This window comes from Parasphingopyxis marina (genome assembly GCF_014237875.1).
GTDB lineage: Bacteria > Pseudomonadota > Alphaproteobacteria > Sphingomonadales > Sphingomonadaceae > Parasphingopyxis > Parasphingopyxis marina.
Genome location: NZ_JACJVJ010000002.1, coordinates 425,207 through 443,976, shown reverse-complemented (window position 1 = coordinate 443,976; position 18,770 = coordinate 425,207). Strand labels below are relative to the sequence as shown.

Here is an 18,770-nt window from a genome sequence, read left to right as displayed (position 1 = left end):
CCGCGCTTGCAGCAGGGGCGGGCGGGTGCTAGCCGCGCCGCCATGTCCGTCGATACCGAAACCGTGCTGCGCATCGCCAATCTTGCGCGGATCGCGATGAGCGAGGAAGAGGCCGAGCGCCTGAAACCCGAGCTGAACAACATCCTTGGCTGGGTCGAACAGTTGGGCGAAGTCGATACCTCCGGCGTCGAGCCGCTGGCGATGGTGATCGCCAACCACACGCATATGCGAGAGGATATGGTCACCGACGGCGACAAGCGCGACGAGATACTCGCCAATGCGCCGCTGGCCGAACATGGCTTTTTCGCCGTGCCCAAGGTGATCGAATAATGGCGAACATTACCGATCTTGGTGTCGCGGAAATCCGCGACGGGTTCCGCGCGAAGGATTTCTCCGCGCGCGAAGTGGCGGGCGCGTTCAACGATGCGGTCGCGGGGGCCGAAGCGCTCAACTGTTTCATCGTGACGACGCCGGAAAAGGCGCTGGAAGCCGCGGATGCCGCCGATAGCGCGCTGGCCGCCGGCACGGCCGGGCCGCTTGCCGGCGTGCCGCTGGGCATCAAGGATCTGTTCTGCACGAAGGGCGTCCAGTCGACCGCCGCCAGCCATATCCTCGAAGGCTTCACGCCGACCTATGAATCCACCGTATCGGGCAAGCTGCTCGAAGCGGGCGCGGGAATGCTCGGCAAGCTCAACATGGACCAGTTCGCGATGGGGTCGTCCAACGAGACGAGCTATTTCGGCAATGTCGTTTCGCCCTGGCGGCGCAATGACGGCGGCAACACGCCGATGTCGCCGGGCGGCAGCTCGGGGGGCACCTCCTCGGCGATCGCCGCGCATATCGTGCCCGCCGCGACCGGCACCGATACCGGCGGCTCGATCCGCCAGCCCGCCGCCTTTACCGGCATTTGCGGGATGAAGCCGACCTATGGCCGCTGCTCGCGCTGGGGCATCGTCGCCTTTGCAAGCTCGCTCGACCAGGCCGGGCCGATGGCGCGCAGCGTGAAGGATTGCGCGATCCTGCTCGAAGCGATGGCGGGCTATGATCCGAAGGATTCGACCTCGCTCGACGAACCGGTGCCCAGCTGGGAAACCGCGCTCTCCGGCGACCTCACCGGCAAGAAGATCGGCATCCCCAAGGAATATCGCGTCGACAACATGCCCGAGGAAATCGATGCGCTGTGGAAGCAGGGCACCGAATGGCTGAAGGATGCGGGCGCCGAGATCGTCGAGGTTTCGCTGCCGCACACCAAATATGCGCTGCCCGCCTATTACATCATCGCGCCTGCCGAAGCCTCGGCCAACCTCGCCCGCTATGACGGCGTGCGCTACGGCCTGCGCGAGCTGCCCGATGGCGCGAACCTGCAGGATATGTACGCGGCGACGCGCGCGGCGGGCTTTGGCGAGGAAGTGAAGCGCCGGATCATGATCGGCACATATGTGCTCTCGGCCGGTTTCTACGATGCCTATTATACCCAGGCGCAGAAGGTGCGGACGCTGATCGTGCGCGATTTCGACAATGCCTGGGCGCAGTGCGATTACCTGCTGACGCCGACCGCGCCGTCCGCCGCCTTCGGGCTCGGAGATCTCTCGGACGATCCGATCGCCATGTATCTGAACGACGTCTTCACGGTGCCGAGTTCGCTCGCCGGGCTGCCCGCGATCGCGGTGCCTGGCGGCCTCGACAAGCAGGGCTTGCCGCTCGGCCTTCAGGTCATCGGCAAGGCGCTCGACGAACAGGGCGTGTTCAATGCGGGGCTGGCGCTGGAAGAACGGGCCGGCTTCTCGGCGCGCGCGGAGAAATGGTGGTGAGCGAATATCGCATCCAGGGCGAGACGGGCGAATGGGAGGTCGTGATCGGCCTCGAGGTCCATGCCCAGATCACCTCGAAAGCCAAGCTGTTTTCGGGCGCCTCGACCGAATTCGGGTCGGAGCCCAATTGCAATGTCTCCCTCGTCGATGCGGCGATGCCGGGAATGCTGCCGGTGGTAAATGGCGAGTGCATCCGCCAGGCCGTGCGCACGGGGCTCGCGCTCAACGCGCAGATCAACCTGTGGTCGCGCTTCGACCGGAAGAATTATTTCTACGCGGATCTGCCGCAGGGCTATCAGATTTCGCAGCTCTACCATCCGATCGTCGGCGAGGGCGCGATCGATGTGCCGCTCGACGAGAAGGACCCGGACGGCGAGGTCAAGACGATCGGCATCGAGCGCCTGCATGTCGAGCAGGATGCCGGCAAGCTGATGCACGATCAGCATCCCACCATGTCGTACGTCGATCTCAACCGTTCGGGCGTGGCGCTGATGGAGATCGTGTCGCGGCCCGATATGGGCTCGCCGGCCGAGGCCGCGGCCTATGTTCGCAAGCTGCGGTCTATCCTGCGTTATGTCGGCAGCTGCGACGGGAATATGGAACAGGGCTCGATGCGCGCCGATGTGAACGTGTCGGTCCGCAAGCCGGGTGGGGAGCTGGGCACGCGGACCGAGACGAAGAATGTCAACTCGATGCGCTTCATCCAGCAGGTGGTCGAAACCGAGGCGCGCCGCCAGGTCGATCTGATCGAGGATGGCGGCACCGTTGTCCAGGAAACCCGCCTCTTCGATCCCGACAAGGGCGAAACCCGGTCGATGCGCTCCAAGGAAGATGCGCACGATTATCGCTACTTTCCCGATCCCGACCTGCTGCCGGTGGAACTGACCGAGGAATTCGTCGCCGAAGCGCGCGCGAGCCTGCCCGAACTGCCGGATGCGAAACGCCATCGTTACGAGCAAGAGCTGGGCCTCTCCGCCTATAACGCCGCCGTGCTGACCGCCGAAGCGGAAACCGCGCGCTGGTTCGAAGCTCTGCTCACGGAAAGCGCGGCGGCGCAGAAGGCATCGGAAGCGGACGTCGCCAAGCCCGCGGCCAACTGGCTGATTTCGGAACTGTTCGGCGCGCTCAACCGCCTCGGCAAAAATCTCGACGAAAGCCCGGTCAGCCATGAACATGGCGCCGAACTTCTCGCCCTTGTCGCGGACGGCACCTTGTCGGGCACACTCGCGAAGCAGGTGTTCGAGATCATGCTCGAAACCGGCGACGCTCCGGCAGAGATCGTCGAGGAAAAGGGCCTGAAGCAGACCAGCGATACCGGCGCGATCGAAACGGTGATCGCCGATATCCTCGCCGCCAATGCCGACAAGGTCGAAGAATATCGCGGCGGCAAGGACAAGCTGTTCGGCTTCTTCGTCGGCCAGACGATGAAGGCGATGGCCGGCAAGGCCAATCCGCAGGTTGTCAACGAGCTGCTCCGAAAGGCGCTGGACGGCTGATCCCGGCCCTGGTTCCCACACTCTCCTGAAAGGATGCGCCCATGGCCGCCTATTTCGTCGCGAACTACCGGATCACCAATACCGAGGATTACAAGAAATATGGGGCCGTGGTCGGGCCGACGCTGGCGCCGCATGGTGCCGAGGTTCTGGCTGCCGATCCCGCGAGCGAGCCGATGGAAGGCGAGCCCTGCGACGTGACGGTCGTCATCAAATTCCCGTCGAAGGAGGCTGCGAAAGGCTGGTATAATTCGCCTGAATATCAGGCGATCCTGCCGCTGCGCACCGATAATAGCGAGGGCGCCGCCGTCCTAGCCGCCGGGCGCGAACCCCCGCAATAGGAGGCAGGGCGGCAGCAGCGGCTAGAAAACCGGCTGGTTGGCGGGATCGTCCGGATCGACCGGCGTGTGGATGCCGCATTCGGTCTTGTCCCATCCGCGCCAGCGGCCCGAGCGCGGGTCTTCGCCCGGTAGCACTTTCGACGTGCAAGGCGCGCAGCCGACCGAGAGGAAGCCCTCGGCCTCGAGCGGATGGCGGGGAAGATCATGCTCGGCGAAATAAGCTTCGAGATCGTCCTTGGTCCAGTCGCCGAGTGGATTGAGCTTCATCCGCCCGTCCTCGACCTCGAAACGCGGGAGATTCTGCCGGGTGACCGACTGGAACGCCTTGCGCCCTGAAATCCATGCGTCGAGGCCCGCCTTGGCGCGCGCCAGCGGTTCGACCTTGCGGATCGCGCAGCAGCCATCGGGATCGAAAGACCAGCGCAGGCCGTTCTCGTCCTTCTCGGCCAGCACCGCGGCGTCGGGCTCGACGACCGAGGCGTTCTCGATCCCGAACCGCTCGATCAGCGTTTTGCGATAATCCAGCGTTTCCGGGAACATTTTCAAGGTATCGACGAAGATCACCGGGATCGATGGATCGGCCTGGGCCACGAGGTGCAGCAGCACCGCGCTTTCCGTACCGAAAGAGGAAACCACCGCGATCGTGCCGAGGGCGTCTTCGGCGAACAGCGTGCGGAGCATCTCGGGCGCGCCGACGCCTTCGAAGCGCGCGTTCAGCGCATCGGCATCGGCCTGCGTAAAGCGCGGGCGGACGTCGATCATGTCGGTCTTGCGGGCGGCGGCGCCGTTATGCATGGCGCTTGGCCCAGATCGGTTGCCGGTCATCCGCCGCTTTCTGGTAGACTTCGTCCCAGCGTGCGAGTGCATTTTCGGCATCGACGGGATCGAGCGGCTTTTCAGGGGCAAGGCTGTCGAAGCCGCAGCGCCGCATGAAAGCGATCTGGTCGACCAGGACGTCGCCCTGGGCACGCAATTCCCCCGTATAGCCATGCTCGCGCAGGATGCGAGCGGCCGAATAGCCGCGGCCGTCGCCGAAATTGGAAAAGCCGATTTCGATCAGCGCCAGCCGTTCAAGATAGGGGATGAGCTTGCGCGCGTCCTCACCATCCTCGAGCCGTACGGCGGTCGCGTTGGACTGGTCGAGAAAAGCGTCGAGGGTGACGGCGGGCTCTTCATGGGCCTCGTCGTCGCGGAAGCGAAGGATATCAGCCATAGAGCGCCTCCTTGAAAGGATCGATGCCGACCCGGCGATAGGTGTCGACGAAGCGCTCGCCTTCCTCGCGCGCGCCGAGATAGACTTCGGTGACCTTCTCGACCGCATCGACGATGCCGTCTTCGTCGAAACCGGGACCGGTGATCTTGGCGAGGCTGACATCCTCCGCGCCCGAACCGCCGAGCAGCAGCTGGTAATTCTCCGTGCCTTTCCGGTCGACGCCGAGAATGCCGATATGGCCGGCATGGTGATGGCCGCAGGCGTTGATGCAGCCGGAAATCTTGAGCTTGAGTTCGCCCAGTTCCTTCTGCCGGTCGATATCGGCGAACCGTTTCGCGATCTTCTGCGCCACGGGGATCGAGCGGGCATTGGCGAGGCTGCAATAATCGAGCCCCGGGCAGGCGATGATGTCGCTGATCAGGTCGAGATTGGGTGTTGCCAGCCCCGCCGCATCGAGCTTCTGCCAGATCGCATAAAGGTCCGCCTTTTTCACATGCGGCAGCACGATGTTCTGGGCATGGGTCACGCGCAGCTCGTCGAAGCTGTATTCCTCGGCAAGGTCGGCCATCAGGTCGATCTGCGCCGAAGAAGCGTCGCCGGGAATGCCGTCGGTCGGCTTCAGGCTGATGACCGCGACCGCATAGCCGGGCCGTTTGTGCGGATGCGTGTTCTGGTCGAGCCAGACCGCGAAATCCGGATCGGACCGGTCGATCTCGTCGGGCAGGCCGGCCTCGAAGAGCGGATCGGCGAAATAGGCCTTGATCCGCTCCAGTTCTGCGGCGGGCGCATCGATGTTCAAGCCTTTGAGATGTTTGAACTCTTCCTCAACCTCGGCGATGAACGGTTCGGCGCCCATCTCGTGGACAAGGATCTTGATCCGCGCCTTGAACTTGTTGTCGCGCCGCCCGTAGCGGTTGTAGACCCGAAGGATCGCCTCGGCATAGCTGATAAGCTCGGCGATCGGCACGAAATCGCGGATCAGCGGCGCGATCATCGGCGTCCGGCCCATGCCGCCGCCCGCATAATAGCGCGCGCCGATTTCACCGGTGTCATTCTTGACGATCTGGATGCCGATATCGTGGAGCCGCATCGCCGCGCGATCTTCGTCGGCGGCGATAACCGCGAATTTGAACTTGCGGGGCAGATAGTTGAATTCCGGGTGGAAACTCGACCATTGCCGCAGCAATTCGGCATAGGGACGGGGATCGACGAGCTCGTCGGCCGCGGCGCCCGCATATTGATCCGAACTGATATTGCGGATGCAGTTGCCGCTGGTCTGGATGGCGTGCATCTCGACGGTGGCGAGATCGGCAAGGATGTCCGGCGCGTCCTCCAGCTTGATCCAGTTATACTGGATATTCTGCCGGGTCGTGAAATGTCCGTAATCGCGATCATATTTGCGGGCGATATGGGCGAGCATCCGCATTTGCTCGCTGTTCAGCGTGCCATAGGGCACGGCGACGCGCAGCATATAGGCATGGAGCTGGAGATAGAGACCGTTCTTCAGCCGCAACGGCTTGAACTGGTCCTCGGTTATCTTGCCGGCGAGGCGGCGCTCGACCTGGTCGCGAAACTCCGCGACCCGCGTGTCGACCATCTGCTGGTCGTAATTGTCATATTTATACATGTCAGATCACCCAGTTTCCCGCGGCCGGATCGGGCGGCGCGAGCTTGAGATCGGGACGGACCGTGGGGCCGGTGGCGCGGATCTTTTCCTTGATATGGACGGGGAGGATACCCTCGGCCGTGCGCTCGGCATCGACCAGATAGCAATCCGAAACCGTGCGGGCGGCGATTTCGCGTGCCATCACATCGGGAGCGTTTTCGCCCATTTCGGCGGCGTCCGAAACATGGCGCGACCAGGCTTCGCCGGTCCACCAGACGACGTCGCCGGTCTTCAGGTCGTTGCCGGTGAGGATGTTCATGCGAGCTTCTCCGCGGATTTTGCAAAGGCGATGAGCTTGTCCTCGGCATTCGAACGATCGACGACTTCGCCGACGACGATAATTGCCGGGCTCTCGACGCCTTCGCGCTCTACCATGTCGCCAAGATCGGCGAGCAGCGAGCGGATCGCCCGCATGTCGGGCCGCGAGGCGCGTTCGATGACGGCGACAGGCATGGCCGGCGATACACCGTCGGCGATGAGCTTGTCGGCGATGTCGGTGGCGGTGGCGACGCCCATGTAAATGACAAGCGTGCGGCCCGTGCCGGCAAGGCCCGACCAATCCTGATCGGTCAGCCCCTTGCACTGGCCGGCAACGAAAGTAACCGCGCTCGACGCATCGCGATGCGTGAGAGGGAGCACTGCGTCAGCGGCAGCGCCGAGCGCGGCGGATATGCCGGGTACGATAGAGACATCGACGCCGGCCTTCCGGAGCGCTTCGGCTTCTTCGCCGCCGCGCCCGAAAATGAACGGATCGCCGCCCTTGAGGCGGACGATGGTGAGGCCTTCCCAAGCCTTTTCGACGAGCAGCGCGTTGATGCCGGGCTGCGGAACAGTGTGGCGGCTGCGCTGCTTGGCGACCGAGATACGCGGGGTTTCCGCCGGTATCAGCGCCAGGATGCGCGGGTCGACGAGCCCGTCATGAACGACCAGGTCGGCGGTGGCGAGCGCATTCACCGCGCGCACGGTCATCAGATCCGGATCGCCGGGGCCGGCGCCCACGAGGAGCACCTTTCCCGCGGCCCTGGGGCCGGTAGCTGTGGTCGGCTTTTCCATGCAGCCTAAATGGCCAAAATCCGGTTCACAGACAAATGATGCTTGCTTGGCGCGGGTTTAGTTCAGCTTGTCGGTGCCGGGAGCCGCGCATACCAGCCCGCGATCAGGCCGGTGCGCAGTATCTGCACCGGCTTTTCGAAGCCGGTGCGTTCAAGCATGGCTTCGATCGCTGCTGGCGGGAGGAGCGCGACGGCCTGGGCGATCGCCGTTCGATACTGTTCCTGCCGGTCTCCGGAAATGCCGGCATAGCCCATTGCCTTGAGCCAGAAATCGAACAAGGGGGTATCGGTGGCTTCGTCGGAAAGGTCGGCGCTTACGAGATGACCCCCGGGGGATAGCCGGCGCGCGATATCGGCGAACAGGGCATCGCGCGCATCCTGGTCCAGCAGGAAATGCGATACGAGCAGGCAGGTTGCCGCATCGAACGGCTCGGTTTCAGACAGCGACTCAAGAAAGCCGGCGTGATAGCGGCACCGGTCCCCGGCTCCGATCGCGTCCATCTTCTCCCGGCATACCGCCAGCATGTCTGCGGAGGGATCGACCGCGACAAACGACCAGCCCGGATGTTTTTCTGCGAGGAACAGGATTTCCTGGCCGGTGCCCGCGCCGACGCTCAGGATACGGGCCTTGGCGGGCAGTTCGTCAAAAGCAATGTCGAGCAGGAGATGCTGGACCCGGCGGAACGGGTCGAGCTTCGACCATTGATCGTCATAGGAGCGGGCATTTTCGCCTTTGAAGGCGTCCTGGATCACAGTGTCGGACATGGCGGGGCTTCCTGATTGTCTTGATATAACATTATATAATCGGAAGCAGATGCGTCAATCGCCGGCGGCGAATAACGGAGCGAGTCGCGCGAAGCGCCTATTCCTTGAGGCCGACACCGATCGTGGCGCGGGCCGAGGGCGCTTCGGACGAAGCGACCGGATAGGCGCAATAGTCGGCGGCATAATAGGCCGCCGGGCGGTGGTTGCCCGAATAGCCGACACCGCCGAAAGGCGCCCGGGACGAGGCCCCGTTGGTCGGCTTGTTCCAGTTGATGATTCCCGCCCGCGCGCCGGCCCAGAAGCGATTATAGAGTTCGGGCGACCCGCTGATCAGCGAGGCCGACAGACCGAACCGCGTATTGTTCGCCTCGGCGATCGCCGATTCGAAATCGGGGACGCGGATAACCTGGAGCAACGGACCGAAAACCTCTTCGTCGGGAATGTCATCGACGCCGGTAACGTCGATCAGGCCGGGCGTGAGGAACGGTTTATCGTCTTCGGTGCGATGCATGTAGGAGATCGCCTTGCCGCCCTTCATCAGGATGTCCATGAAGCTTTCCATCACCTGGTCGGCGGACTGATTGTCGATCACGCAACCCATGAACGGCGCCGGAGTGGCGTCGGGTGGGCCGACGATGATCTTCTCGATGATCTTTTCGATCTCTTTAAGCAGCGCCTGTTGCTTGCCGTCTTCGACGATCAGGCGCCGCGCGGCGGTGCAGCGCTGGCCTGCGGTCATAAAGGCGGACTGGACGGCCAGTGCCGCCGCCGCACCGAGATCGGGCGCGTCCCAGACGACGAGCGGATTGTTGCCGCCGAGTTCGAGCGCGAGAATCTTGTCGGGCCGATCGGCGAAATGCTTGTGCAGCGCCATTCCGGCACGCGCCGAGCCGGTAAAGAGTACGCCGTCGATACCTTCGCACCCCGCAAGCTGCTGGCCCTGCTGAGGCCCGCCGACGAGCAGCCGGACGACATCTTCCGGTACCCCGGCCTCGTGGTAGCAATCGACCAGATATTCGCCGACCGCGGGTGTCTTTTCCGAAGGTTTGAAGACGACTGCGTTGCCGGCAATCAGGGCGGGCACGATATGGCCGTTGGGCAGGTGCGCCGGGAAATTGAACGGCCCGAGCACCGCGAGCACGCCGTGCGGCTTGTGGCGCAGCGCATTCTGCTCGCTAAGCGCACCTTCCTTGTGGAGCATCGGGGTGCGCTCGAAATAGGATTCGACCGAGATATCGACCTTGTTGATGACGGCCTCGACCTCGGTCCGGGTCTCCCAGAAGGGCTTGCCGGTTTCCGCCGATATGAGCTTCGAGAATTCTTCGAGCTTGCCGCGCACGATATTGGCAAAACGCCGCATCGTTTCAATGCGATAGCTGTGCGAACGCGCCGCCCAGGCGGCCCAGCCGCCACGGGCGATTTCGACTTCGGTCTCGGCATCGCCGACAGGGCGTTCCCAGATATTCTCGCCGGTCGCCGGATTGGAAGAAAAGATCGATTCGGTCACGAGTTGCCCAACATGATTTCGCCCAACCATGCCCGCGCGCCCCGGTAGAGGCAAGCGGCGAGATTCACGTCTGTTTCCCGCCCATTGCATCGCCCATTCGGCGGATGGCGGCGATCTTGTCGTGAAGGGCTTGCCAGTCGTCGGCCTCGTCGATCCGCGCCCAGATCGCCTCGACTTCGTCGATATGCATCGAGCAGGGGGCCGCGTCGGACCAATAGGGATGGACTGGCGCTTCGGCGGCATAGGTGGCCATCGCGTCGGCAACTTTGCGGAACGGGTCGGCGGCGTAGAGCGTGTCGGCGGGGGAGGGCGCGCGCCGCTGTCCGCCGCGCCAGTCGAAGAAGAAGCGGTCGATGGCGATATCGGCGTCGCGCATCGCTTCTTCGATCGCGGTCAGCAGGGTGATATCCTGGTTCATGCCGCGGCTGGCGACCCCCAGGCGCGCGAGCATCGCATCGACATAGGCCTGGCGGTACCGCTCGCCGAAGCTTTCGACGAGCGGGATCAGCGGTTCGGCCTCGGCGATGAGGCGCAGCGAAACCGCGAGCTGGGCGATACCCCAATGGATCGCTTCGGCCTGCCGCGCGAAGCAATAGAGCCCGGCCTCGTCGAAATAGGCGGCGGTGAAGCCCGGCGTCCAGTTGGGGGTGAAGCGCCAGGGGCCGTAATCGAAGCTTTCGGTCGTGATCGCGATATTGTCGCTGTTGAGAACGCCATGGACGAAACCGGCGGCCATATAGGAAGCGGCGAGCTTCGCTCCGCCTTGCACGACATGGGCGAGCAGGCGCTCGGGCCCATCCGCACCGCCCTGCTCGCCGAAATACCGGTCGAGGCAATAGGCGACGAGCTTTTGCATATTCTCCGGCTGGCGGAGCGTAGCGAGCCGCTGAAAAGTGCCGATGCGGATATGGCCGTGGGAAAGCCGGACCAGCACCGAGGAGCGGGTGGGAGAAGGTTCGTCGCCGCGTTCCAGCGCTTCTCCCGTCTCGATCAGCGAAAAGCTCTTCGAGGTTTCGACGCCGAGCGCCTCGAGCATTTCCGTCGCCAGGATTTCGCGCACGCCGCCCTTCAATGTGAGCCGCCCGTCGCCGAAACGGCTATAGGGTGTCCGGCCCGATCCCTTGGTGCCGAGGTCCATCAACCGGTCCAGTCCATCGCGCATCTGGGCGAAGAGGAATCCCCGGCCATCGCCGATATCCGGGTTGTAGTTGCGGAACTGGTGGCCGTGATAGCGCAGCGCCAGCGGCTGCGGCAGATTGCCGTCGAGCGGCTGGAACCGGCCGAAATGGGCGAGCCATTCCTCGTCGGAGAGATCGGCGAGCCCCACCGTCGTCGCCCAGCGATCGTTGCGGAACCGCAGGATTGTCTGGGGAAAGTCCGCCGCTTCGACCGGATCGTAGAAATCGGGGCCGAGCTCGAGGATCGCCGGATCGGGCGTGTAGGACGACGCTTGCGGGGAAATGGCCATTGCTCGATATGGGGGGCTCTGATGGAAGGAAGCAAGCGTGCCGGAAACTCGGGCGGAATATAAAGACGGTGTGTGGTGGTCGAAAGACGGGCTGCGTCTCCACTATCGTCTCTATGACGGGCCGGCCGAAAAGCCGCCGATCATCTGCATGCACGGGCTCACGCGCAATGCGCGGGACTGGGAGCCGGTTGCCGAGCGGCTGGCCGGGGACTGGAAGCTGTACGTGCTGGAAATGCGCGGCCGCGGCGAGAGCGCCTATGCGCCCGATCCGCTAAGCTATGTTCCGCTTACCTATGTGCAGGATGTCGAGGCGTTTCTGGCGGCCGAGAAGATCGGACGCTATGTCGCGTTCGGCACGTCGCTGGGCGGAATCGTGACGATGCTGCAGGCGGCGACACGGCCGGAGCGGCTTGCGGGCGCGCTGCTCAACGATATCGGCCCGGTGCTGGAAGACGAGGGTCTGGAGCGGATCAGGGGCTATGTCGGCAAGGGCGGCAATTTCCCGACTTGGCTCCACGCGGCGCGCAATCTCCAGAACGGCTTTGGAGACGTGTATCCGAACTGGGCCCTGGAACAGTGGCTGGCGATGGCGAAGCGGCTCTGCAAGCTCCAGCCGTCCGGGCGCATCGGCTATGACTACGACATGCGGATTGCCGAGCCGCTGCGCGTGACGGGCGGCGAATCGGGCTTCGATATGTGGACGGCCTTTGCCAAACTCGCCGATGTGCCGACAATGCTCGTGCGCGGCGCGCTGTCCGAGCTTCTGTCCGCCGCCACTGCCGCCGAGATGCAGCGCCGCAAGCCCGATCTCGACATTACGGTCGTGCCCGACACGGGCCATGCGCCGCTGCTCGACGAACCCGAAGCGGTTTCCGCCATCGACCGGTTGCTGGAACGGGTGGAAGAGCGCGAACGACAATCCGCGTGATTGTCTGCTGCGCCGTTGCGGGGGCGCGGCAACTCGACTATTCGCGGGACCCGTAATTCCCCGAGTTCTGGAGAGGATAGCCCGCCGTGTTCAAGAAAAGCATATTCCTTACCGCCGCGTCCGTCGCTGCATTTGCCGTTCCCGTAACCGGGGCGTCCGCCGAAACCAGCGCGCGCGATCCCTTTTCGGGGGTTTATGCGGGCATTCATGTGGGGATGACCCGGGGCACGATCAGCCTGGGTTCGCGGACCGTGACCCGACCGGAAGAAACCATTCCCGGCGCAACCGCCGGCGATCCCGATATCGTGCTGCCTGCCGCCGATGCGACGATCCCGCGTGATAGCAACGGTAGCGGCCTCAGCCTGCTCGGCGGCGGCCAGGTCGGGTTCAACTATGCGACGCGCGACATGCTGTTCGGCATCGAGGTCGATGCCTCGATCACCACCGCGGGCACCAATTACGAGGCCCAGCTGATCGAAGAGGTTACCGGCGACCCCGCGCCGCCGGCGCGCCTGCTGACCAGCAATGTCTCGGCCGATATCGACTATTCCGGCTCGGCTCGCGTCCGGGTCGGGATGCGCAACGAGGATCTCGTCTATTTCGTCACGGCAGGTCTCGCCGCGGCGCATGTCAGCGTCGATAGTGTGGGCAATACGCTGGTGCAGGACGGCGTCGACGGCACGCGCACGGTTACCGCTTCGGACAGCGCCAACCATATGGGCTGGACGGGCGGCGCAGGCATTCTCGGCTGGTTCGGCGGGCACGCCCTTGGCAGCATAGAGCTGCGTTATTCGAACTATGGCTCCAAAACCTACGATGTCGCGGGCTCGGCCGATACGCCGACGGTCCCGACCCGGGTCGGCCTGTCCGATATCCAGCTGCTCGTGCGGATGAGCTACCGCTTCTAGGGCTGATCTGCGGAGTTTCGTTGGGGGGAGGGGGGAGTAATGGCCGCAACGCCGCACATCATCCACCTCCATTCGACCTTTTCGCTTGGCGGAAAGGAAGCGCGCGCGATTCGCCTGATGAACGATTTCGGCGAGCGCGTGCGCCATTCGATCGTCAGCGCCATGCCCGATCAGCTCGGCGCGCGCGCGGCGATCGACCCCGGTCTCGCCGTCGATTTCCCGGAAGATGCTCCGGCGCTTGCCGGAAGGCCGACGAGCGCCCGGATGCGCGCGCTGGCGGCCTATATGAAAGGCTTCGATCTCGTGCTCAGCTATAATTGGGGCGCGATGGACGGGGTGATGGCGCATCGGCTTGCCGGCAGCGGTCTGCCGCCGATCATTCATCACGAAGACGGTTTCAATGCCGACGAGGCCGACGGCCTCAAGCTCAGCCGTACTCTCTACCGCCGACTGGCCTTTCGCACACTCTATCGGCTCGTCGTGCCCTCGAACAGGTTGCAGGACATCGCCCGAGCGGTCTGGAAGCAGCCCGACGAGCGGGTGCGGCACATTCCGAACGGCATCGCCACAGCCCGCTATGGCGGACCGCCCGAACGCGATGCGATTCCCGGTTTCGAGCGGCGCGAGGGAGACATGGTAATCGGTACGATCGCCGGCCTGCGCGCGGTGAAGGACCTGCCCCTGCTCGTGCGCGCCGTCGCGCAGCTTCCCGATCATGTCCGGCTGGTCATCGTCGGCGAAGGTCCCGAGCGCGAAGCGATCGAGGCGGAGGCGATGGCCTGCGGCATTTCGGACCGCGTGCTGCTGGCCGGTTTTCTCGAACGGCCCTGGCGCTATGTCGGCCATTTCGACATTTTTGCGCTCTCCTCTCTCAGCGAGCAATTCCCGATCTCGGTCGTCGAGGCGATGGCTGCCGGATTGCCCGTGGTATCGCCCGATATCGGCGATGTCGCTTCGATGATCGCGTCGGAAAATCGGCGATTCGTGGTCGAGAGGAGCGCCGATGCGCTGGCCGGCGCGCTTGACATTCTGGCCATGGATCGCGATGTCCGAAGCGCAACGGGCGCAGCGAACCGCGAAAAAGCGCGCGCCCAGTTCGATGAAATCCACATGATCGGGGAATATCGCGCACTTTACGCGGCCGCATTGGGCCGTCCGGAACTGTTCACAGCCTGAGCAAAGAGGTCGCGCACCTCCGAAAATGCCAGTATAGGCCAAAAAAAACGGGTCGGAGACACTATGTTCAAGGGTATCGAAGCGATCAGCTACGGCGGGCGCGAAGTGCTGCCGCTGATCGAAGGCGGCAAGGGCGTTGCCGCGACCAACCATATGAGTTCCGGCGCCTGGGCGGCGGCCGGTGGCATCGGTACGGTTTCGGCCGTCAACGCCGACAATTACGACGCCGATGGCCGGGTCATCCCGCAAGTCTATCACGGTGCCAAGCGTGTCGACCGGCACGAGGAACTGATCCAGTATGCGATCGACGGCGCGGTCGAGCAGGTGAAGCGCGCCTTCGACGTCGCTAGCGGACGCGGCGCCATCAACATCAACGTGCTTTGGGAAATGGGCGGGGCTCAGGCCGTTCTCAACGGCGTTCTCGAACGGACGAAGGGGCTGGTTTCCGGCGTCACCTGCGGCGCGGGCATGCCCTACAAGCTCTCCGAGATCGCCGCCCAGTACGAAGTTCACTATCTGCCCATCATCAGTTCGGCCCGCGCCTTTCGCGCGCTGTGGAAGCGCGCTTACTCGAAGGCCGCCGAATGGCTGGGCGCGGTCGTTTACGAGGATCCGTGGAAGGCCGGCGGCCATAACGGCCTGTCCAATGCCGAAGACCCGGAAAAGCCCGAAGATCCCTATCCGCGTGTCAAGGAATTGCGCGATGTGATGCGCGCCGAAGGGATTTCGGACGACCTGCCGATCGTGATGGCCGGCGGCGTCTGGTATCTGCGCGACTGGGAAGAGTGGATCGGCAACCCCGAGCTCGGCCAGGTCGCCTTCCAGTACGGCACCCGTCCGCTGCTGACCCAGGAAAGCCCGATTCCGCAGGCGTGGAAAGACCGGCTGATGACCCTCGACGAGGGCGATATCCTGCTCCACAAATTTTCGCCCACGGGCTTCTACTCTTCGGCCGTGCGCAACGATTTCCTCAAAAATCTCGAGGGGCGATCGGAACGCCAGATCGCCTTTTCGCTCGAAGCGGCCGGCGATCACCAGTATCAGCTCGATGTCGGTGTGCGGGGCAAGAATTACTGGGTCACCCGCAACGACCTGCTGCGCGCCCGGGAATGGGATGCGCTGGGCTTTGCGATGGCGCTGAAAACGCCGGACAACACGCTCGTTTTCGTGACGTCCGAAGAAGCGGCGCTCATCCGCAAGGATCAGGCCGATTGCATGGGCTGTCTGTCGCAGTGCCAATTCTCGTCTTGGAAGGACAAGGACAATTACACGACCGGCCGGCTCGCCGATCCACGTTCCTTCTGCATCCAGAAGACCCTGCAGGACATCGTCCATGGCGGGCCGATGGAACATAATCTGATGTTCGCCGGGCACAACGCCTTCAATTTCAAGACGGACCCCTTCTATTCAAACGGCTTCGTGCCGACCGTGAAGCAGCTCGTCGAGCGTATCCAGACCGGGGATTAGCGCCCCGGCCCCTTATGGGGCGTTCGTTCGCAATCCCTATTCGAAATCCCAGGCCTTTTCGCCATGCTGGGAGAGGTCCAGCCCTTCCAACTCCTGATCGCGCGTCGCGCGCATCGGGAAGACGATGCCGGTGATCCAGGCGAGCGCGGCGGTCGCGACGAGCGACCACAGTGCGACAACGCCGACCGCGACGAGCTGGGTCATCAGCTGATTTGCCATCGTGTTGCCATCGGCATAACCGACGCCGCCCAGCCCGGGCGCCATGAATATGGCGAGCAGGATTGCGCCGAGCATCCCGCCGACGCCGTGGACGGCAAAGACGTCGAGCGAATCGTCGATCGCGAAGCGCCGCTTGATCAGGCCGACGGCGCCGAAACAGATGATGCCCGCGAGAAGCCCGAGCAGCATCGCGCCGCCGATGCCGACGACATTCGCCGCCGGGGTAATCGTCGCTAGGCCTGCAATGACGCCGGTCGCCATGCCGATTCCGGTCGATTTGCCGAAGCGGATCTTTTCGATCGCGGCCCAGCTCAGCGCGGCCACACTGGCTGCGATATGGGTGTTGAGGATCGCCTGACCGGCGCCGAAATCGGCAACCAAGCCCGATCCGCCGTTGAACCCGAACCAGCCGACCCAGAGCAAGGCCGCGCCCGCCATGGTGACGGCGGCGCCGTGCGGCGGGATCAGTTTCTTGGGAAAGCCGTCGCGGCGGCCCAGCAGCAGGGCGATCACGAGCGCCGAGACGCCAGCCGTGGTGTGGACGACGATGCCGCCGGCGAAATCCATCGCGCCGCGGGTTGCGAGCCAGCCGCCGCCCCAGATCCAGTGTGCGACCGGCACATAGACGATCAGCAGCCACAGCGAGCAAAACACCATCACCCAGCCGAAACGCGCGCGCTCCACCCAGGCGCCGACCATCAGCGCGGGGGTGATGATCGCGAAGGTCATCTGGAACAGCGCGAAGCTGGTTTCGGGAACGGTGGTGCCGGGAAACACTTCGCCTAGCCCGGAAAGCATGGCGAGGCCGGTACCGCCCAGGAACGGCGATCCTTCGGCAAATACGAGGCTGTATCCGATCGCCACCCAGAGGATGGAAGCGATACAGGCGATGCCGAAAACCTGGATGACGACCGAGAGGAAATTCTTGGTCCGCACCAGCCCGCCGTAGAAAAGCGCAAGGCCCGGCAGCGTCATCATCAGCACCAGCGCGCTCGCGGTGAGCAGCCAGGCGGTATCGCCCGAGTTGACGACGACGGGCGCGGGGAGGCCGGTTGCCCCATGCGCGGTTCCCACCATGACCGCCGCCGCCGTAGCGGCCGCCGCTTTCAAAATCCTCGCCATCGTCGCTCCCCCGATTATATAATTAGTTGGGCTCAGGCCCAGCCTTCGAGCACCTGGTCCGGCGGCCTGTGGCCGTCCGCCCAGACGCGGATATTCGCGATCACCCGGTCGCCCATTGCCTCGCGCCCTTCGAACGTCGCCGAGCCGAGATGCGGCAGCAGCACGACATTTTCGAGCGCGAGCAGCCGTTCGCCGATATGCGGTTCGTTCTCGTAGACATCGAGGCCTGCACCGGCGATCGTGCCTTTTTCCAGGGCGTCCGTCAGTGCCTGTTCGTCGATGATTTCGCCGCGCGCCGCGTTGATAATGTATACGTCGGATCCCAGCAGCGCGAGCCGCTGCTCGTCGATCAGGTGACGGGTTTCGCTGGTATAGGGACAATTGATCGTGAGGATGTCGATATCGGCGAGCATGTCGTCGAGATCCTCGTGATGGGTTGCCGCCAATTCCTCTTCGACCTGGTCGGGTAGACGATGGCGGTTGTGATAATGAATCTCCAGGCCGAAGGCGCGGGCGCGCTGGGCCACGGCCCTGCCAATGCGCCCCATGCCGATTATGCCGAGCCGCTTCCCGTTGACCCGGTGGCCGAGCATGCCGGTCGGCGCCCAGCCTCGCCACTTGCCAGCGCGCACCTGCTTTTCGCCCTCGGCGAGGCGGCGGGGCACGGCAAGGATCAACGCCATGACCATGTCCGCGGTGTCTTCGGTCAGCACGCCCGGCGTGTTGGTGACGAGGATGTCCTTCGCGCGGGCGGCCGCCAGGTCGATATGATCGACCCCGACGCCGAAATTCGCGATCAGCTTCAGTTGCGAGCCGGCGGCCGAGAGTACGTCCGCCGTAATATCGTCGCTTACCGTCGGTACGAACACTTCGCAGCGCGCAACCGCTTCCTTGAGCTGCGCCTCGGTCATCGGCACGTCGCTGGCGTTCAGCTCGAGATCGAAAAGCTCGGCCATCCGCGCCTCGACGGCGGCGGGTAGTTTGCGGGTGACGATCGTCTTCGGGCGGTGGGTTTCTGTCATCGCAAGGGGAATTGGCGCGTGCGCCGCCATGCGTCAAGCGGATCGCGGCTTGAAGCGGAGCCGTGGCAGTGTTTAGAGACGGTTGGCGACCACAGGCAGAAGGGGCAGCGCGAAAATGAGAAGGGGCTTGCGATTCTTGACGGCGATCGTCGCGCTGCTGAGCCTGACGATTCCCCAAAGCCTTGCCGCGCAGGACCGCGACCCGCCCTATTGGGCATCGGTCGCCGCGGGGCAGGCACGGATGCGCACGGGCCCGGGGCGCAACTTCCCGATCAGTTGGCTTTACCAGCGTGAGGGGCTGCCGGTGCGGGTCATCGAGATTTATCAGAATTGGCGCAAGGTCGAGGATCCGGAAGGCGTGCAGGGCTGGATGCTGGTCAATTTGCTGTCGAGCGAACGCACGGCAATGATTGTCGGCGATGTCCGGCCACTGCGCGAGGCCCCGCAGGCGGGCGCGGGAATTCGCTATCGCGCGGAGCCGGGAGTTGTAGGGCGGATCAGCCACTGCCGGAACGGCTGGTGCGAGTTCGACGTCCATGGCCGCAGCGGTTTCGTGGAGGTCGGCCATATCTATGGCGTCGGAGCCGATGAGCAGGTCGATTAGCCGAGCCG

Annotated in this window: 19 protein-coding genes; 9 read left to right on the top strand and 10 right to left on the bottom strand. The window is 64.0% G+C overall.

The genetic code is table 11. The features are described from left to right. Positions 1-42 precede the first annotated feature (42 nt). From gatC to H6P80_RS10770, 4 genes are read left to right on the top strand one after another with little or no spacing between them, the layout of a single operon-like run. Entirely contained in the window at positions 43-330 is a 288-nt protein-coding gene (gene gatC, locus H6P80_RS10785; protein WP_185801387.1) for an Asp-tRNA(Asn)/Glu-tRNA(Gln) amidotransferase subunit GatC, read from the top strand. After that, positions 330-1,811 carry an Asp-tRNA(Asn)/Glu-tRNA(Gln) amidotransferase subunit GatA gene (gene gatA / locus H6P80_RS10780; protein ID WP_185801386.1) on the top strand — a complete coding sequence of 494 codons (1,482 nt, stop codon included), beginning with the start codon at positions 330-332 and terminating at the stop codon, positions 1,809-1,811. Before gatC ends, gatA begins: the two co-directional genes overlap by 1 nt. Further along, positions 1,802-3,307 carry an Asp-tRNA(Asn)/Glu-tRNA(Gln) amidotransferase subunit GatB gene (gene gatB / locus H6P80_RS10775; RefSeq protein WP_185801385.1) on the top strand — a complete coding sequence of 502 codons (1,506 nt, stop codon included), beginning with the start codon at positions 1,802-1,804 and terminating at the stop codon, positions 3,305-3,307. The genes gatA and gatB overlap by 10 nt, the downstream gene beginning before the upstream one ends. 41 nt (positions 3,308-3,348) lie before the next feature. Continuing rightward, the gene (locus H6P80_RS10770) at positions 3,349-3,645 is read left to right on the top strand and encodes a DUF1330 domain-containing protein (RefSeq protein ID WP_185801384.1); all 297 of its coding nucleotides are present in this window, start codon (positions 3,349-3,351) and stop codon (positions 3,643-3,645) included. A 21-nt stretch (positions 3,646-3,666) separates the two neighbouring features. Here the strand turns inward: H6P80_RS10770 and H6P80_RS10765 are convergent, their stop codons facing one another. The 8 genes from H6P80_RS10765 to H6P80_RS10730 form a co-directional block, all read right to left on the bottom strand. After that, entirely contained in the window at positions 3,667-4,470 is an 804-nt protein-coding gene (locus H6P80_RS10765) for a phosphoadenylyl-sulfate reductase (protein ID WP_235973868.1), read from the bottom strand. Continuing rightward, positions 4,433-4,858, bottom strand: coding sequence for a DUF934 domain-containing protein (locus tag H6P80_RS10760; RefSeq protein ID WP_185801383.1), 426 nt, complete (start codon positions 4,856-4,858; stop codon positions 4,433-4,435). The genes H6P80_RS10765 and H6P80_RS10760 overlap by 38 nt, the downstream gene beginning before the upstream one ends. Then, complete coding sequence (locus H6P80_RS10755; protein WP_185801382.1) at positions 4,851-6,485, bottom strand: nitrite/sulfite reductase; 1,635 nt, start codon at positions 6,483-6,485, stop codon at positions 4,851-4,853. The genes H6P80_RS10760 and H6P80_RS10755 overlap by 8 nt, the downstream gene beginning before the upstream one ends. 1 nt (position 6,486) lies before the next feature. After that, entirely contained in the window at positions 6,487-6,783 is a 297-nt protein-coding gene (locus tag H6P80_RS10750; protein WP_185801381.1) for a DUF2849 domain-containing protein, read from the bottom strand. Beyond that, positions 6,780-7,577 (bottom strand): uroporphyrinogen-III C-methyltransferase, encoded by a 798-nt coding sequence (gene cobA / locus H6P80_RS10745; RefSeq protein ID WP_185801380.1) that lies wholly within the window; start codon positions 7,575-7,577, stop codon positions 6,780-6,782. Before cobA ends, H6P80_RS10750 begins: the two co-directional genes overlap by 4 nt. A gap of 62 nt (positions 7,578-7,639) precedes the next feature. Beyond that, positions 7,640-8,341, bottom strand: coding sequence for a class I SAM-dependent methyltransferase (locus H6P80_RS10740; RefSeq protein ID WP_185801379.1), 702 nt, complete (start codon positions 8,339-8,341; stop codon positions 7,640-7,642). 97 nt (positions 8,342-8,438) lie between these two features. Continuing rightward, entirely contained in the window at positions 8,439-9,878 is a 1,440-nt protein-coding gene (astD, locus tag H6P80_RS10735; RefSeq protein ID WP_185801378.1) for a succinylglutamate-semialdehyde dehydrogenase, read from the bottom strand. 34 nt (positions 9,879-9,912) lie between these two features. Next, positions 9,913-11,316 (bottom strand): protein adenylyltransferase SelO family protein, encoded by a 1,404-nt coding sequence (locus H6P80_RS10730; protein ID WP_185801377.1) that lies wholly within the window; start codon positions 11,314-11,316, stop codon positions 9,913-9,915. 37 nt (positions 11,317-11,353) lie between these two features. On the opposite strand from H6P80_RS10730, the gene H6P80_RS10725 reads away from it, so the two are divergent. From H6P80_RS10725 to H6P80_RS10710, 4 genes are all read left to right on the top strand, one after another. Continuing rightward, positions 11,354-12,244, top strand: coding sequence for an alpha/beta fold hydrolase (locus tag H6P80_RS10725; RefSeq protein ID WP_328804994.1), 891 nt, complete (start codon positions 11,354-11,356; stop codon positions 12,242-12,244). A gap of 86 nt (positions 12,245-12,330) precedes the next feature. After that, entirely contained in the window at positions 12,331-13,152 is an 822-nt protein-coding gene (locus H6P80_RS10720; RefSeq protein ID WP_185801376.1) for an outer membrane protein, read from the top strand. 39 nt (positions 13,153-13,191) lie between these two features. Continuing rightward, positions 13,192-14,328: a glycosyltransferase family 4 protein gene (locus tag H6P80_RS10715; protein ID WP_185801375.1), complete on the top strand. Its 1,137-nt coding sequence runs from the start codon at positions 13,192-13,194 to the stop codon at positions 14,326-14,328. Between the two features lie 63 nt (positions 14,329-14,391). Further along, positions 14,392-15,795 carry an NAD(P)H-dependent flavin oxidoreductase gene (locus tag H6P80_RS10710; RefSeq protein ID WP_185801374.1) on the top strand — a complete coding sequence of 468 codons (1,404 nt, stop codon included), beginning with the start codon at positions 14,392-14,394 and terminating at the stop codon, positions 15,793-15,795. Between the two features lie 36 nt (positions 15,796-15,831). Here H6P80_RS10710 and H6P80_RS10705 read toward each other — a convergent pair whose 3' ends face one another. Both H6P80_RS10705 and H6P80_RS10700 read right to left on the bottom strand, forming a co-directional pair. Further along, complete coding sequence (locus tag H6P80_RS10705; protein WP_235973867.1) at positions 15,832-17,136, bottom strand: ammonium transporter; 1,305 nt, start codon at positions 17,134-17,136, stop codon at positions 15,832-15,834. Between the two features lie 32 nt (positions 17,137-17,168). Then, the gene (locus tag H6P80_RS10700; protein ID WP_185801373.1) at positions 17,169-18,158 is read right to left on the bottom strand and encodes a 2-hydroxyacid dehydrogenase; all 990 of its coding nucleotides are present in this window, start codon (positions 18,156-18,158) and stop codon (positions 17,169-17,171) included. Positions 18,159-18,285: 127 nt separating this feature from the next. Between H6P80_RS10700 and H6P80_RS10695 the strand changes: the two genes are divergently transcribed. Next, on the top strand, positions 18,286-18,762 hold the full coding sequence (locus tag H6P80_RS10695; RefSeq protein ID WP_328804992.1) for an SH3 domain-containing protein: 477 nt from the start codon (positions 18,286-18,288) through the stop codon (positions 18,760-18,762). The last annotated feature ends 8 nt before the right edge of the window (positions 18,763-18,770 follow it).

What these genes read in the sequence shown, in the direction of transcription:
- astD (WP_185801378.1), bottom strand. Translation starts at nt 9,878, where the DNA reads ATGGTTGGGCGAAATCATGTTGGGCAACTCGTGACCGAATCGATCTTT.
- H6P80_RS10755 (WP_185801382.1), bottom strand. Translation starts at nt 6,485, where the DNA reads ATGTATAAATATGACAATTACGACCAGCAGATGGTCGACACGCGGGTC.
- gatC (WP_185801387.1), top strand. Translation starts at nt 43, where the DNA reads ATGTCCGTCGATACCGAAACCGTGCTGCGCATCGCCAATCTTGCGCGG.
- H6P80_RS10770 (WP_185801384.1), top strand. Translation starts at nt 3,349, where the DNA reads ATGGCCGCCTATTTCGTCGCGAACTACCGGATCACCAATACCGAGGAT.
- gatB (WP_185801385.1), top strand. Translation starts at nt 1,802, where the DNA reads ATGGTGGTGAGCGAATATCGCATCCAGGGCGAGACGGGCGAATGGGAG.
- H6P80_RS10700 (WP_185801373.1), bottom strand. Translation starts at nt 18,158, where the DNA reads ATGACAGAAACCCACCGCCCGAAGACGATCGTCACCCGCAAACTACCC.
- H6P80_RS10710 (WP_185801374.1), top strand. Translation starts at nt 14,392, where the DNA reads ATGTTCAAGGGTATCGAAGCGATCAGCTACGGCGGGCGCGAAGTGCTG.
- cobA (WP_185801380.1), bottom strand. Translation starts at nt 7,577, where the DNA reads ATGGAAAAGCCGACCACAGCTACCGGCCCCAGGGCCGCGGGAAAGGTG.
- H6P80_RS10765 (WP_235973868.1), bottom strand. Translation starts at nt 4,470, where the DNA reads ATGACCGGCAACCGATCTGGGCCAAGCGCCATGCATAACGGCGCCGCC.
- H6P80_RS10730 (WP_185801377.1), bottom strand. Translation starts at nt 11,316, where the DNA reads ATGGCCATTTCCCCGCAAGCGTCGTCCTACACGCCCGATCCGGCGATC.
- H6P80_RS10750 (WP_185801381.1), bottom strand. Translation starts at nt 6,783, where the DNA reads ATGAACATCCTCACCGGCAACGACCTGAAGACCGGCGACGTCGTCTGG.
- H6P80_RS10715 (WP_185801375.1), top strand. Translation starts at nt 13,192, where the DNA reads ATGGCCGCAACGCCGCACATCATCCACCTCCATTCGACCTTTTCGCTT.
- H6P80_RS10705 (WP_235973867.1), bottom strand. Translation starts at nt 17,136, where the DNA reads ATGGCGAGGATTTTGAAAGCGGCGGCCGCTACGGCGGCGGCGGTCATG.
- gatA (WP_185801386.1), top strand. Translation starts at nt 330, where the DNA reads ATGGCGAACATTACCGATCTTGGTGTCGCGGAAATCCGCGACGGGTTC.
- H6P80_RS10760 (WP_185801383.1), bottom strand. Translation starts at nt 4,858, where the DNA reads ATGGCTGATATCCTTCGCTTCCGCGACGACGAGGCCCATGAAGAGCCC.
- H6P80_RS10740 (WP_185801379.1), bottom strand. Translation starts at nt 8,341, where the DNA reads ATGTCCGACACTGTGATCCAGGACGCCTTCAAAGGCGAAAATGCCCGC.